The sequence below is a fragment of the Verrucomicrobiia bacterium genome (genome assembly GCA_035629175.1).
Taxonomy (GTDB): Bacteria; Verrucomicrobiota; Verrucomicrobiia; order Limisphaerales; family DASXHY01; genus DASXHY01.
This window is the reverse complement of the sequence record DASPIL010000098.1, coordinates 55,471-69,716: the sequence shown is the minus strand read 5'-3', so window position 1 is coordinate 69,716 and position 14,246 is coordinate 55,471. Positions and strand designations below refer to the sequence as shown.

Annotated in this window: 12 protein-coding genes and 1 pseudogene; 11 read left to right on the top strand and 2 right to left on the bottom strand. The window is 53.2% G+C overall.

From position 1 onward, the window contains the following. Positions 1 to 180 precede the first annotated feature (180 nt). Positions 181 to 2,205, bottom strand: coding sequence for a glycoside hydrolase family 2 TIM barrel-domain containing protein (locus VEH04_18110; protein ID HYG24692.1), 2,025 nt, complete (start codon positions 2,203 to 2,205; stop codon positions 181 to 183). A 126-nt stretch (positions 2,206 to 2,331) separates the two neighbouring features. Continuing rightward, on the bottom strand, positions 2,332 to 3,288 hold the full coding sequence (locus tag VEH04_18105; protein ID HYG24691.1) for a hypothetical protein: 957 nt from the start codon (positions 3,286 to 3,288) through the stop codon (positions 2,332 to 2,334). Between the two features lie 1,041 nt (positions 3,289 to 4,329). Between VEH04_18105 and VEH04_18100 the strand changes: the two are divergent. From VEH04_18100 to VEH04_18050, 11 genes and pseudogenes are all read left to right on the top strand, one after another. Then, a pseudogene (locus VEH04_18100) lies at positions 4,330 to 5,906 on the top strand (class I SAM-dependent DNA methyltransferase). Beyond that, entirely contained in the window at positions 5,896 to 7,134 is a 1,239-nt protein-coding gene (locus tag VEH04_18095) for a restriction endonuclease subunit S (GenBank protein HYG24690.1), read from the top strand. The pseudogene VEH04_18100 and the gene VEH04_18095 overlap by 11 nt, the downstream one beginning before the upstream one ends. After that, positions 7,131 to 7,757, top strand: coding sequence for a hypothetical protein (locus tag VEH04_18090; protein HYG24689.1), 627 nt, complete (start codon positions 7,131 to 7,133; stop codon positions 7,755 to 7,757). The genes VEH04_18095 and VEH04_18090 overlap by 4 nt, the downstream gene beginning before the upstream one ends. Before the next feature lie 121 nt (positions 7,758 to 7,878). Next, positions 7,879 to 8,055, top strand: a complete 177-nt coding sequence (locus VEH04_18085) for a hypothetical protein (protein HYG24688.1) — start codon at positions 7,879 to 7,881, stop codon at positions 8,053 to 8,055. Then, on the top strand, positions 8,042 to 9,349 hold the full coding sequence (locus VEH04_18080) for a nucleotidyltransferase (GenBank protein HYG24687.1): 1,308 nt from the start codon (positions 8,042 to 8,044) through the stop codon (positions 9,347 to 9,349). The genes VEH04_18085 and VEH04_18080 overlap by 14 nt, the downstream gene beginning before the upstream one ends. Next, on the top strand, positions 9,346 to 9,948 hold the full coding sequence (locus VEH04_18075) for an SLATT domain-containing protein (protein HYG24686.1): 603 nt from the start codon (positions 9,346 to 9,348) through the stop codon (positions 9,946 to 9,948). Before VEH04_18080 ends, VEH04_18075 begins: the two co-directional genes overlap by 4 nt. A 115-nt stretch (positions 9,949 to 10,063) precedes the next feature. After that, positions 10,064 to 10,504, top strand: a complete 441-nt coding sequence (locus VEH04_18070) for a hypothetical protein (protein ID HYG24685.1) — start codon at positions 10,064 to 10,066, stop codon at positions 10,502 to 10,504. 5 nt (positions 10,505 to 10,509) lie between these two features. Beyond that, on the top strand, positions 10,510 to 12,108 hold the full coding sequence (locus VEH04_18065; GenBank protein HYG24684.1) for an AAA family ATPase: 1,599 nt from the start codon (positions 10,510 to 10,512) through the stop codon (positions 12,106 to 12,108). Continuing rightward, positions 12,109 to 12,336 (top strand): hypothetical protein, encoded by a 228-nt coding sequence (locus VEH04_18060; GenBank protein HYG24683.1) that lies wholly within the window; start codon positions 12,109 to 12,111, stop codon positions 12,334 to 12,336. Between the two features lies 1 nt (position 12,337). Continuing rightward, complete coding sequence (locus VEH04_18055) at positions 12,338 to 13,270, top strand: hypothetical protein (GenBank protein ID HYG24682.1); 933 nt, start codon at positions 12,338 to 12,340, stop codon at positions 13,268 to 13,270. Then, positions 13,267 to 14,238: a DUF4268 domain-containing protein gene (locus VEH04_18050; protein ID HYG24681.1), complete on the top strand. Its 972-nt coding sequence runs from the start codon at positions 13,267 to 13,269 to the stop codon at positions 14,236 to 14,238. Before VEH04_18055 ends, VEH04_18050 begins: the two co-directional genes overlap by 4 nt. The last annotated feature ends 8 nt before the right edge of the window (positions 14,239 to 14,246 follow it).

The following is a 14,246-nucleotide window of genomic DNA, read 5'->3' as shown; positions in this document are numbered from 1 at the left end:
TTGGGAATCAGGCGTTCGCCATCCAGAGCGGGATTCTGCGGCCGTGGTTACGGATGGTGCGCTGCACTGTCTCATGCATCAGCGGAACAAACGGTGATCCATTTTCGCTCGCTCGCAGATCCCACGGATCGAACGGACTCATGCCGCGCCGGAATCGGCAACAGGGCGTTGCGACTGGCGCTACGGTGCCTGCAGGTTCCAGCTCACTTCATCCTGCACTCCCGCGCCCCGGGCCTGAATCCGATTCTCACCCGGATTCAACTGGACTGCCTTCCACACGAATACAGCATTCGTCGCGTCCGAGCGGTTTCCGGCGGCGCGGCCATTGACCAGCAACTCCACCGATCTCGCGTTTGAATAGACCTTAACGTCAGTGACCGCATTCGTGCGTTCCGTGAAACGGCGGCTCGTGATATAGACCATCGGCTCCTCCGTCCAGTTCGCCTTGTAAAAGTAAAACGCGTCTTTCTTAACCTTGCGGTCGCCAGTCACGAGACCCTTGTCATTCCTGCCTAAAACCCCGCCCTCCTTTCGCCAGTAGCTCGTGAAGTCGAACATCGCCCATACGAACGTTCCCCACACGTACGGACGCGCCTTCAACTCCGCCCATGCGTGTTCGTGGAAGACGTTCTGGTATTCTTCTGGATGCCATTGTCCGTTCGCGATCGGAGGTTTTGGATTCTGTTCGTGCTGTTCCACGTTGGCGCCTGCGCCGTACTCGCTCATGCAGAAACTCCCCTCCCGCGCCGTCCAACGACGATCATCGATCACCTTGCCGAAAAGCTCCAGCGGCTCCCAATCCTGGTACCAGCCGGGATAAATGTTCCAACCCAGCCAATCCGTGATGGTGTTCATCTGAGGCAGCCGTTCCGTGCAAGTCGCGGCAATCGTTGGCCGGGTCGGATCCTCAGCCTTTGCAAAATGATGCAGATCCTGCAGCAATCGGTGCGGATCGGGATTGTTCGGCCGGAGTTCGTTGTAAAGGCTCCAGGCGAAGATCGATGGATGGTTGATGTTTTGACGTATGAGATCGGTGAGTTGATTGCGCGAGGTTTCCGGAAAGCGCGGATCGGTGCCAATGCGGTCGACCTGCGGGATTTCCGCCCACACCAGCAATCCTGCCTTGTCACACAAACTGTAAAAACTTTCACTGTGCTGGTAATGCGCGCAACGAACCACATTCGCGCCCAGTTCCAGGATGAGTCCGAGATCCTCCTTCTCATCCTCAACCGACAATGCCCAACCTTTGTTGAACCGATCCTGATGCCGGTTGACGCCATGAAGGTGATAGGGCTTGCCGTTGAGGAAGAAGCCCTTGTCCTTGTCGAGCGAGTAATGCCGCAACCCGAGCGGTTGTTCCACGGAATCAACTACTCCGTCGGAGGAACGGAGTTCGATTATTGCGCGGTAAAGGTAAGGGTCCTTGACGCCATTCCACAGGTGCGGGTTTGGAACGTTCACGCGGATCGACAACGGAACCGTGACGCCCGGGACAAGCGTCACTTGCTTTTCCGCAGCCGCAACACGTTTTCCATTGTGATCGAGAACGATTGCGGAAAATGTGATCGGCCGGTTGTTGCGAGTTCCATTTGAGACCTGCGCAGTGACATCGAGAATCGCTTCGTCGCCGCCGACCTTGGTTTGCAGCCACGCCACCCCCGGCGACCCGTGGTCCGTGGGCGTCACATTCACATCGGAAGTTTCGATCAGGTTCGCGCCGCGATAAAGACCGCCGAACACGCAAAAATCGCCGCTCAAAGGGGCTATATCGTGCTCGACGGCATTGCTTACGCGAACTGCGAGAATGTTCGGGCCGCTGTTGGTCAAGGCTCGCGTGATCTCAAAACAAAACGAACCGAACGCGCCGCGGTGATGACCAAGGTGGCGTCCGTTCAGGTACACGTCCGCAACGGAACCTGCGGCGCCGAAACGAACAAAGTAGCGTTTGCCTCGCGCTGGAACGATGTCGAGGAATCGGCGATACCATCCCGGAGCGCGATAATAGTTGGATCCCCGTTGTGCCTCCTCCCAACCCCATGAGTGCGGAAGCGAGACCTTCTGCCATGATGAAGTCTCCAGGGCGGGCTGCTGGGCGTTATCAATTTCGCCTTTTTGGAAAAGCCAGTTCTCGTTCAGGCTGGTGACTTCCCGCGCCGATGCAATGCAGCAAGCCAGCGACAGCACAACGAAAAGAAAATTTCGCATTGACCCATGATGCAACCCCAACGCGAACTGACAAGCACCCCGATTGGGTGAGAGCGGTTATCCCCTATCCTTTCGTCCTTTAGGCCAATGCCCTCATGCACCCTATCGCCCTGCATCCTCCCCGGATCACGGGGTTGCATCCAGCGTCGGGTCGAAATCTGCAACGCCGGAGTTAATTCCGGACGGCCAACCGATGTACATCTGGCTCTCAACACCGAAACTAAAACTGCTCCCATAAACAGTGCCGCTGCCTGGCAGGTGATCCTGACGAAGATAGTGCCGCGCCCGTTTGTTGAAATCGGCTCCATACACTCCCAGTCCTTGCAGGATTTGCGGCATCAGGCTCGGCGGATCATCGGTGCGATGCCGCGCGCGCAGGGACTTCTTTTCTCCGAAGTACCAGCGCACCCCCACCAGCCAGTGATCATAATCGTGCTCACCCAATGCGAACTCGCCGGTCAACGTTAACCCTGAAACCGGGGTTTGATATTCGACCTCCGCTTTTCCAAGGTGATTATGCAGCACGGTGGAGTAGGAAACGCCGGCGCGCAGATCTTCCAGCAGATAATAGCTCGCGCCCAGCGTGCCCGCAAAACGCATGGGATCGGAGTCAATGAATGGCACCGGGAATTCATAGGTGAGCGCTCCAATGCCGGCAAATCCGCGCAAGGTCAGGCGCTTCCAATAGTATTCGACTTCCGCTCCCGCGTGATACGTCTCAACACCCTCCCGAAACAGATATCCGCCCGTGATGCCAATCAGTCCAAGGTCCGGCTTTCGCCAGAAAACGTGTCCGGCACCGCCGTAAAAGTCGTCGCCATCGATGTTGGAATACAAACCGTCGGCCTGGAATCCGAACCGTTCGCCTACAGGAATCGAAACGCTGCCGTCCACATTGTGACTTTCAAACGACTCCATCGAGCCGCCGGAATACGCCAGCTTGCCGTTGATGCTGGAAACCGCAGGAAGATCCAGGAACGAACCGCCTGAAGCGGGTTCCGCGCTGTGGAGGGTGTCCGTGATCGCACAAATAGCGAAAAATGTCGCTGCCTTGCCCAAGTGGAGAATGGTGATCCTTGTCACGCGAACGTTTTAAATGAGCAGCCGGGGAATTGTCACTCATAATCTTCAAGGGAAAACACGGACGAAGCCATCAATTCCGCGATGACCACGATGTTGCGCTGGTCGGGCAGTAGCGGATGTTTGCCACAGGAGCGCGGCTCTGTGAGCCGCAGCACTCCGAATTACCCACAGCTTCCGGAGTTTCCGAGGTGTCCTCACGATTCACATTGCTGCGGGTCGCAGACCCGCGCTCCTTATCGGAAAAGAATTTTCTAAACTGTTGGGGAACACCACGCGGCCGCTTGCGACTTTCAGCAACTCCCGCAAATGTTAGCCCGCGACCTTTTCCGAGGTGAAGCAGTCCCAGTCTGGAAACGAAGCCATCAATGAAATCTGTTGGCTGCGATGCGCTTCGTCCGCGATGACCACGATGTTGCGCCGGTCGGACAGCAGCGGATGTTGCCACAGGAGCGCGGCTCTGTGAGCCCAAGCACTCCGAATTACCCGCAGCGTCCGGAGTTTCCGAAGCGTCCCCACCTTTCACATTGCTGCGGGTCGCAGACCCGCAGCAACATGACAGGTAAGGACGCGATCGAATATTCCGAATCAACGGACAACACGGGAAGCTGCGGCTCACAGAGCCGCGCTCCGTCCGCTGCGTGAATGACGTGTCACGCATGCAGGAAGGCAACATAAAACGGAGCGGCAACTGAGCTTCATTGTCCGCGACAAGGAATAGCTCGCTTTCGTTCGGATCAAACACGGCCTGAAAGTTCAACGCAGTTGATTGTCGTTGGAACGGATGGATGAACGGATGACGCGACGGACATTGGTCGATGTGACACTGAAAGGCTTCGTCGTTCGTTTCAGGAAACTTGCATCTTGAAACTCCGCAATAGTTCCTTACCGTGAACGCCAATTCCGTTGGCAGGATCTGAACCCTTTGCAGCAGACCACGTGTGACGTGTTCAATCCTTCCAGCCTGGGAACCGAACCTGACGAGACTCTGTGAAAAAAGGAAAAGGAAACGGCTCTAAGAAAGCTTCTTCAAACGATTCCGGTATGAATTTCGAAGCCCAGCTTTGGGCCGCCGCAGACAAGATGCGCGGCCACATGGACGCCTCGGAATACAAGCATGTCTGCCTTGGCCTCATCTTTCTGAAATACATCTCCGACGCCTTCGAGGAAAAGCGCGAGCAACTCCTCTTCGGCTTCTCCGATCCCAAGAGCGATTCCTTCATCAAGGACGAAGCGCAACGTGACACCGCCGCCAACGAACGCGACGAATACCTTGCCGCAAACGTCTTCTGGCTGCCGCCCGAAGCCCGCTGGCACAACATCAACGCCAAGGCCAAGTCTCCGGAGATCGGCAAGGTGATTGACGACGCGATGGGCGCGATCGAGCGCGAGAACCCCACCCTTAAAGGCGTGCTGCCCCGCGATTACGCCCGGCCCAGCCTAGACAAAGTCCGGCTCGGCGGCCTCGTGGACATCATCAGCAACATCGGCTTCAACCAATCCGCTGCGAAATCCAAGGACGTCCTCGGGCGCGTCTATGAATACTTCCTCGGCAAATTCGCCAGCGCCGAAGGCAAGGGTGGCGGTGAATTCTACACCCCGCAATGCATCGTGCAGGTGCTCGTCGAGATGCTCGAACCTTTCAAAGGTCGCGTCTATGACCCCGCGTGCGGCTCGGGCGGCATGTTCGTCTCCTCGGAAAAATTCGTCGAGGAACACGGCGGCCGCATCGGCGACATCGCCGTCTATGGACAAGAGTCGAATTTTACGACCTGGAAACTGGCACGAATGAACCTGGCAATCCGGGGAATCGACGCCAACCTCGGCCCGCGCAACGCCGACAGCTTCCGCACCGACCTGCATCCCGACCTCAAGGCCGATTTCATCCTCGCCAATCGCCATTCAACATGAGCGATTGGGGCGGCGAACATCTGCGGCAGGACGTGCGCTGGAAATTCGGGATGCCGCCCGTGAACAACGCCAACTACGCGTGGATACAACATTTCATCCATCACCTCGCGCCCGTAGGCGTGGCCGGCTTTGTTATGGCCAACGGCTCGATGTCCACGCAGACCTCGAACGAGGGCGAAATTCGCAAAGCCATCCTCGAAGCCGACCTCGTGGATTGCATCGTCGCGCTGCCCAGCCAGTTGTTTTACACCACGCAAATCCCCGTCTGCCTCTGGTTTCTTGCTCGTGATAAAAAGAACCACAAACACCGCGACCGCCGGGGAAACACCCTGTTCATTGACGCGCGAAAAATGGGTGTGCTCGTGGATCGCATCCACCGCGAACTCACGCCGGAAGAAATCAAAAAGATTTCAGACAGTTACCATTCTTGGAGAACTGAAAACTCGAAACTGAAAACTAAAGACTCCACGGCTGCGTATGCAGACGTGGCGGGCTTTTGCAAATCCGTGGCGCTCGAAGAAATCCGCAAACACGATTACGTGCTCACGCCCGGCCGCTACGTGGGCGCGGCGGAAGTGGAAGAAGATTCCGAACCCTTCGAGCAAAAGATGAAACGCCTCACCGCCACGCTCGAAGAACAATTCGTCGAATCGGCAAAGCTGGAGAAGGCGATTCGGGCAAATCTGACAAAGCTCGGCTATGAAAGTTGACGAGCTTCCATTCTCTGAACTCCTCAGCGATGTGGTGGACAACCGAGGAAAGACTTGCCCCACCGCAGAAAAAGGAATTCCGCTCATTGCGACAAATTGTATTCGGAACGAATTGCTCTACCCGACTTACGAGAAGGCACGATATGTGTCGCAGGAAACCTACGACACATGGTTTCGCGGGCATCCGCGACCGGGCGACATACTTTTTGTAAACAAGGCGACGCCTGGAAGGGTTTGCCTCGTTCCCGACCCTGTAGATTTCTGCATTGCTCAAGACATGGTCGCAATTCGAGCGGACGAGAAGAAAGTTTATCCCAAATTCCTTTTCGCTGTGCTGCGCTCGCCCGCTGTTCAATCACAGATTGAACAAATGCACGTTGGCACGCTCATCCCTCACTTTAAGAAAGGTGATTTCGACAAACTGTTGCTCCAAATCCCCGAGCGCAAGGTGCAGGAGTTCATCGGCGATTTGTATTTCACGCTGTCCGCAAAGATTGAGTTGAACCGGCGGATGAACGAGACGCTGGAGGCGCTGGCCCAGACCCTGTTCAAATCCTGGTTCGTGCCTGCCGGCCGTAGCCTTGGCGAAGGCGGGGACGCCACTCAATCCGCCCTCCCCAAAGGCTGGCGCGAAACAACTCTCGGAGAAGTTGCAGAGAATGCTTCAAATACATTCGATTTCTCGGAAGTGTCAGACGTTGTTTTTGTGAATACCGGCGACGTGCTGTGCGGTGACTTTTTGCACTCTAACCGCAGTTCGAAGATCGGTCTGCCGGGACAGGCGAAGAAAGCCATCCGCAGGAACGATATTTTGTTTAGTGAGATTCGCCCCGGCAATCGCCGATACGCGTATGTGGATTTTGATCCGGTTGATTACGTCGTATCCACGAAGTTCATGGTGGTTCGCGCTTTTGAAACGATTGAGCCGAGAATTCTGTATCAGCTTTTGACTTCGGCGGAGGCGTTGAAGGAATTTCAAATTGAAGCTGAGTCTCGCTCGGGAACATTCCCGCAAATCACGTTCGATTCCATCAAACGGTTCAAAATCACCCTGCCGCCGATTGAGTTCCAAAGAAGATTTGTCAGCCAAGTGACGCCACTGGATGAGCGCATCAAGGCGAACAAAGAAGAATCCCGCACCCTCGCCGCGTTGCGGGACGCGCTGCTGCCCAAGCTGCTCTCGGGCGAGTTGCGCGTGCCTGCTGAACTTGTTGAGACTACCGCATGAACGAGGGCAATGAGATGCATGTTGGTCACCCGCTCTGGGACGAGTTGCGGAACGGATTGCTCTGGCATCGCACAAGCCCGGAACATTGGCGCAAGATTCAAAGTGAAAGCTTCGTCAAACCGAATGATGGATGGCTCAATCGTTGGGGCGGCCGATACGCTTGTCAGCAACTCGGGGGCATTTCCCTATTCGATTTCACATCTCAATCAGAAGAACGCGCCTTGGGGGAGGCTCACAAGTGGCAACAGTTCCTTGGCGACTCTAGTCCGATCACGATTTTGTTGGGATTCGAACGCAAGAGCCTGCGGGGAAAACTTGTTCCCTATCCCGATAACGCGGAAGGAACAGCCGGCAATGTGATTCCGTGGGTCGAAGTCTGCCACTGTGGAGCAATCTCCACCGCAGCAATTGTTGCTCATCTATTGATCTGCGCAGTGGATTATCGTCAGTTCAGGAAAGTGAAAACCCTGAATGAGCAAGCATTGGATGATGCAGAGCAGGCGTTCAGCAAATTCATTGAACAAGACCGCACACGGCAAGCCGCTCTTAACGAAAGTATTCGCGCGATCAACGAATCGCAGGAGTTCAAAGAAGCCAAGCGCAAAGCAAATGAAATGATGTGACGGAAATGAAACAACTCCACCACCGACTTTCATTTTGTGATGCTAGGCTACCGGAGCCACGCAAGCTCCTCTCGGGCGAGTTGCGCGTTCCGACGGCCGCAAAATTCACGGAGGTCACAGCATGAGGGAGCACCGCATTTACGTTTACAAATGTGCCGTCGATAATGGCGGAGCGCGTTGCGTTGATGACGGGCTGCTCCCGTTGGCCATCGCCACGCTGCGGGACGCGCTGCTGCCCAAGCTGCTCTCAGGCGAGTTGCGGGCGCGCGAAACGAAGGAGGGTTATGTCCGTAGCTGACATGTTTAGTGTTTTTCTCGGCAACCTCGTAATCCAGAACACGGAGACGATCAGTCTTCGCTACGGCGAGCTAACAGCCGCGCTCAATAAAAAGTTCCGAGACACGGAATCCAAAACAGCGAACGTCCTTCAAGTTGGTTCATTCGGAAGGAATACAGGTATTGATGGCATCTCTGACTTGGACATGCTTTACATCATGCCGAAAGGAGAGTGGAACACTTACAAGGACGGGCGGCAGCTAAAGCTTTTGCAGGACGTAAAAGCTGCGGTAGTCACCCGGTATCCCGCAACAGATGTTCGTGTGGACCGCTTGGTCGTGACGGTTACATACGCAGACTTCCATGTCGAAATTCAGCCGGTGTTTGAACAGGACGACGGAAGCTATAAATATCCGGACACGAAAGACGAAGGTAGTTGGAAAATAACCAAGCCGCGCGAAGAAATGGAGGCCGTTACCAAGCTGGATAACGCCAAGAATTTGAATTTGAAGCGGCTCTGCAAAATGGCGCGAGCATGGAAGAATAAACACGGCTTGGGAATGAGCGGCCTTTTAATCGATACACTAGCCTACAATTTTCTGGAAAGCACAAAAGATTACGACGGTCGCAGCTACCTTTACTACGACTTGCTTAGCCGAGATTTTTTTAAGTATTTGGGTGAGCAGCCGGAACAGGATCGTTACGCAGCGCCGGGCAGTGGCCAGCATGTAAAGGTCAGGAAGAAGTTTCAACGAAAGGCAAGAAAGGCGCATCGCCTCTGCCTTGCAGCGATTGAAGCGCAGGACAAGAAACAGAAAAATGTTAATGAAAAGTGGAAAAAAGTCTATGGGCGGCAGTTCCCGGCTGCTGCCGAGGCAGTTGAGGAGGCCAAAACGGCAATGGCATCCGCCACCTGGCGAAATACTGAGGAATTCATTGAAGACCTTTTTCCCGTCGACATTCGCTACACGCTGAAACTTGACTGTGATGTGAAACAAAGGGGATTTCTTGAGCGTCGGCTTCGAGAAATGATTGCGTATCATATTCCATTGCTGGCGAACAAGGATCTGAATTTCAGTGTTGTCCAAAACACTGTGCCTCCACCTTATGAGCTTAAATGGAAAGTGCTCAATCGAGGCGAAGAGGCACAAAAAAGAGACTGCATTCGAGGCGAAATTGTTGATGACAAGGGCCATCAACAAAAAACCGAAACGACAAACTTTAAGGGTGATCATGTCGTTGAATGTTACGCCATCAAAAACGGAGTCGTTGTTGCGAAGGATCGCATACACGTCCCAATTACTACTAACACATGACAAAGCCAGATTTGTTGAAGCATATCGCTGACACCGCTTACAATGTTGGGTTCGGTGCGAAGAAACATTTTGCCACATACGACATTACAGACAAAGTGCCAGCAGTCATTGGCTTTGCTTCAACTGCAATCGGCATTTTTTCGCTTTTCGTTGATTGGCTAGCAACGAAGGTTTTTTCAGCGGCGTTCATCGTGCTGGGTGTTTTGGGAATCAGCATTGCGCTATACGACCACAAAAAGGCGGAGTATGCGGAGGTTGGCCAGAAGCTGACTCAACTTTTTAACAAACTGAAGGCGCTCTACTTCAATGTCAAAGCAGCCAAAGATGCAGATTTGCCCGAATTGGAGCGGCAGTTGGCGGCACTCGAAGAGGAATACGGTAAAACCGGAATCAGCGATCAGATTCTTTTCAGCGGTTGGTTCGCTCACTACAAATTCTTTTGGGAACACCAGATTGACTGGATTAACGAACAAAAGCATTTTAAGTTCTTTCGGGACAAACTTCCCCTCAGCTTCACATTGAGTGTTGGAGTTATTGTCGCAGCGGTGATTGTTCTCCTCGTTATCTGTTGGCTTCGAACGCCAGTCGTGACTCCATGAGCAGTTTTAATCAGATTGCAACATTTCCCGCAACCCTCGTTGCACTGCGCGACGCGCTGCTGCCCAAGCCGCTCTCGGGCGAGTTGCGCGTGCCAACAAATAAACCCTTCAACTGATGTCTGCACGCCGCCTCAATGTTTCGCTTCCCACGGAAGATGCAATGCACGTGACGCGTTTGAGTCTCGGGAAGGAACGGTTGGTTTATGTGATCAAAGCAAACAAGAAGCTCAAATATGGAAGCGAACGTTCAAAGATTGCCTATATCGGAACGACCAAGAAGGGGCTCTCACGAATCGCTTCAAGTGTCGCATACCGAGCAAATAAGATTCTCAATCTTCACGGCGTAAAAAGTTTTACCGTCGCGATTGTCAGCTGCAAGGGACGTAAGCACGTGCGGACGTGGTTTCGATTGGAGCGCGCCTTGTTGGTAAAGTTCTGTGAAATGTTTGGCAGCGTGCCGGTTTGCAACGGAAAGGGCCATAAGATGAAACACAAAGGAGTTTGGAATCTGTTCCGGGAAAACCGGATCAAGACCATCATCGAAGACCTTTCATAATGAGTATGAACAACCCTTCCATTCGCTATGTTCCCATGCCACCAACGGTCAAGCATCCGAACGGGCACATCCTACCTCTAAAAGACCGTGTGCTCGTCGTTGTTGGAGCGAATGGGTCTGGTAAAACACGTTTTGGAGCTTGGCTCGATTCCAGAGATGCGAAATTGCATCACCGCGTCGGGGCACATCGATCTCTGGTTTTTCCTGAGCGAGTCCAGCCTAGAGATTATCAGGAAGCAGAACTCAGGTTGTTTTCGGGCCATCACTCCATTACGGACTTCGCGCATCATCGCCTCCACACCAGATGGCAAAACAAACCAGCGACGGCTTTACTCGCCGACTTCGAACCTTTGGTTACGCTCATGGTTTCCGAAAGTTTTACGGTCAGCGACAAATATCGCGTCACGATGCAGGCGGAAAACCAATATGTTGCTCCTCCAGTGACGAGGTTGGATGTGGTAAAAAAGATCTGGGAGACAATCCTGCCTTCGCGCGAGTTGATTATTACTGGCACCCGAATCGAAGCACGAAACCGGAAAGACTCCAAATCCTATCACGCCAAGGAAATGAGCGACGGGGAACGGGGAATTTTTCATTTAATTGGCGAGGCTTTAAGCGCGCCGAAGAATGGTGTCTTTATTGTAGATGAGCCGGAGTTGCACCTTCACCGAGCGATTCAATCGCGGCTTTGGGACGCTGTCGAGGTTGCCAGAGCGGATTGCACATTTGTTTACATCACTCACGATCTTGGCTTCGCCGCGTCACGAAAAGACGCAACAAAAGTTTGGCTGCGTGAATACACAAATGACAAATGGGATTGGGAAGAAGTCCCTGAAACAGACGCGTTTCCCGAATCGATGCTTCTGGAAGTAATGGGAAGCCGCCGCCCAGTTCTTTTCGTTGAAGGAGAGCGTGACAACCTGGACTACTTCATCTACGGCAAAGTCTTTCCTCAATACACAGTTGTGCCATGCGGCTCGTGCGAGGTTGTCATACACTCAACGCGGAGTTTTGCTGCAATGGCGGAACTGCATCACAATACTTGCGGCGGCCTAGTTGATAATGATGGTCGTTCGGAGGCTGACATCCAGATGCTTAATAAGCTCGGTGTAGCGGTGCTTCCTGTCGCGCTCGTCGAAAACCTGTTTCTCGTTGAGCCTGTTCTAAGGCTTGCCGCGACTAAGCTTGGTCGAAACCCAGACGAGACAGCGGCACAGGTTAAATCCCGTGTGCTGGAATCACTGAAAAGAAACAGTGTCCAAGTCATTTCAAACTTAACCCGACAAGAAATGGAGATGAAGCTCCGGCGCATTGGTAAAGGTGAGGATGGGGCAGAAGCGTTAGCAACTGCTTTTACGAGCGCATGCGCCGCCATCAATCCAACCGAGATTTACAAAAGGTGGGAAACCGAGATTGGCCGTGTGAGTACAGACAATGATTTCAGCGCGGCTCTCCGCTATTACAAAATTAAAGGTTTGGCCTCAGAAGCAGGCGCAGTCTTCGCGCTCAAATATTCTGACCAGATTATGCGATGGCTTCGGAGCGAGAACGCACAAGAATTCATTGAAGCTTTGCAAACAGTAGTTCCAAAGCCCGCCATCTAAATGACTAAACTGACGGAAACCATCGTCGAACAAGCCACCCGCGACTGGCTCACTGGACTGGGCTATGAGGTTTTGTCCGGCCTGACCATCGCGCCGGGCGAAGCAGCGGCGGAGCGCACGGACTACAAGCAGGTTTTTCTTTTCGAACGGCTGCAATCCAAGCTGGCGGCTTTGAACCCGAAAATCCCGCTGGCGGCGTTTCCGGTTGTGCTCGGATTCGAACAATAACATGAGCCATCCACAATTCCGCGGCGGTCCAACTGGAATGTTGATCGAACTGGATAAGAGTACCTCCAATCTGTGGGGATCTGGCAATCCAGGCTGCGCGTCCCTTTACTGGCAGGTTCCACTGTCAATTTCGTTTCAACGCGATTCACACAAGCGTTATGTCTTCCGAACGGCTGAAGCGCAGCTTCGATTTCCAAAAACAACGAGAATCGCCGAGGCAAGGACTGAATATGTTAACCGTTTGATGAAGCCTGAAGATGGTAGAGTTTCGACCCATCTGACGTTGGATTTCGGTTTAGACGTTCAGCAAATTTACGCTTTGGAGCAGTATCGAGAAGGAGGCTCGGTAAAACTGGACCTCTGGATTGACCTACATATCGACGAACATCGTCCTGTAATTGTGGCAAGTGAGGCGGCATGGGAACTCGAAAATCTTTTTCTGGCCAGACTGCAGGAAGGAATTGAAATCTCACAATCAGATTGGATCGAGCATGTCCTGCCTGGGATCGGATACGGCAAAATTCATATCGTAGAGTTTCCGGCGGTTCCGTTGGAATCCTGCCAGGCTCTCGATCACTCCTTTCAATCATTAAAGCAGGCAGAGGAGAAGCATCGTCTCGGCTATTATGACGATGCCGTCGGGAAATGCCGGATGGCCTTGGAAAAGTTTTTTGATCTTGTCTCTGTTGATCCAAGTCACACCGAATCCCGTAAAATTCCTGTCCTGAAGAAAAGTTGGGAGAAGAAGATGGGAAAGGCGACATACGATTGGCTGAACAGCACCCTTGGCGCAATAAAGGACGCTTCGAATCCGCCGCACCACTCTCCCAACCCGCATTACGACCAGCTCGAATCGCAGATGATTCTGGCCATTACGACTGCTGTGGTCGCGTACGTGGCACGGGCGTCTGAAACCGAAGAGCCAGATTCATGAACACTAAAAGTCTAGGTCGTTTACAGAAGATTGATCTCCGGGAGGTGTGGCTTTCGGAATCCGGCCAATTCACACCCTGGCTGGCCGAGCCTGAGAACCTTAAGCTGCTCGGCGAAACCATCGGCATCGAACTGGAATGTGAGGCACAGGAAAAGGAAGTGGGGCCATTTCGCGCCGACATTCTCTGCAAAGACACGGCATCCGATGCCTGGGTATTGATCGAGAATCAACTGGAGCGCACCGATCACTGTCATTTAGGCCAGTTGCTCACATACGCCGCGGGGCTGGAAGCCGTGACTATTGTTTGGGTGGCAGAACGGTTCACGGAGGAACATCGGGCGGCATTGGATTGGTTAAACGAACGCACTGATGAGAAGATCACCTTCTTCGGCTTGGAAGTAGAATTGTGGCGAATCGGAGATTCGCCGATCGCTCCGAAGTTTAACATTGTCAGCAAACCCAACGACTGGACGCGGTCGGTGCAGCAGGCGGCGCAAGGCGAGATGTCTGCACATAATCAGTTCCAATTAAGGTTCTGGACCGCATTCAAGGATTACATGGAGAAGAGACAGAGTTCAGTGAAGTGCCAGAAACCATTTCCACAGCACTGGATGAATCACGCGCTGGGTCGTGCGGGATTGCATCTCACATCCATCATATCGACGGTAAACTCTGAGCCGGGCGGACTAGGTCCCGAAATTCGAGCTGAGCTATATTTGGAAGGAAACACGGCAAAACAGGATTTCGCAGCACTTGAAAAACGCAAATCCCAGATTGAGAGCGACCTTGGGTTTGCCTTGCGCTGGCGCAACATCGAAGGAAAAAAAGCATGTCGGCTGGCAGTGCGTCAGGATGCAGACTTTCTTAACGAAAGATTATGGTCGGAACAGTTCGATTGGCTGCGGCAGAAACTTGAGACGATGCAACGAGTATTTGCTCCAATTGTTAAGAATCTTAGGAATGATTGATCCAGAAA

Bases quoted from the DNA above. Each gene is read 5' to 3' on its own strand.
- VEH04_18050 (HYG24681.1), top strand. From the start codon at position 13,267: ATGAACACTAAAAGTCTAGGTCGTTTACAGAAGATTGATCTCCGGGAG.
- VEH04_18095 (HYG24690.1), top strand. From the start codon at position 5,896: ATGAAAGTTGACGAGCTTCCATTCTCTGAACTCCTCAGCGATGTGGTG.
- VEH04_18060 (HYG24683.1), top strand. From the start codon at position 12,109: ATGACTAAACTGACGGAAACCATCGTCGAACAAGCCACCCGCGACTGG.
- VEH04_18070 (HYG24685.1), top strand. From the start codon at position 10,064: ATGTCTGCACGCCGCCTCAATGTTTCGCTTCCCACGGAAGATGCAATG.
- VEH04_18090 (HYG24689.1), top strand. From the start codon at position 7,131: ATGAACGAGGGCAATGAGATGCATGTTGGTCACCCGCTCTGGGACGAG.
- VEH04_18085 (HYG24688.1), top strand. From the start codon at position 7,879: ATGAGGGAGCACCGCATTTACGTTTACAAATGTGCCGTCGATAATGGC.
- VEH04_18075 (HYG24686.1), top strand. From the start codon at position 9,346: ATGACAAAGCCAGATTTGTTGAAGCATATCGCTGACACCGCTTACAAT.
- VEH04_18055 (HYG24682.1), top strand. From the start codon at position 12,338: ATGAGCCATCCACAATTCCGCGGCGGTCCAACTGGAATGTTGATCGAA.
- VEH04_18110 (HYG24692.1), bottom strand. From the start codon at position 2,205: ATGCGAAATTTTCTTTTCGTTGTGCTGTCGCTGGCTTGCTGCATTGCA.
- VEH04_18080 (HYG24687.1), top strand. From the start codon at position 8,042: ATGTCCGTAGCTGACATGTTTAGTGTTTTTCTCGGCAACCTCGTAATC.
- VEH04_18065 (HYG24684.1), top strand. From the start codon at position 10,510: ATGAACAACCCTTCCATTCGCTATGTTCCCATGCCACCAACGGTCAAG.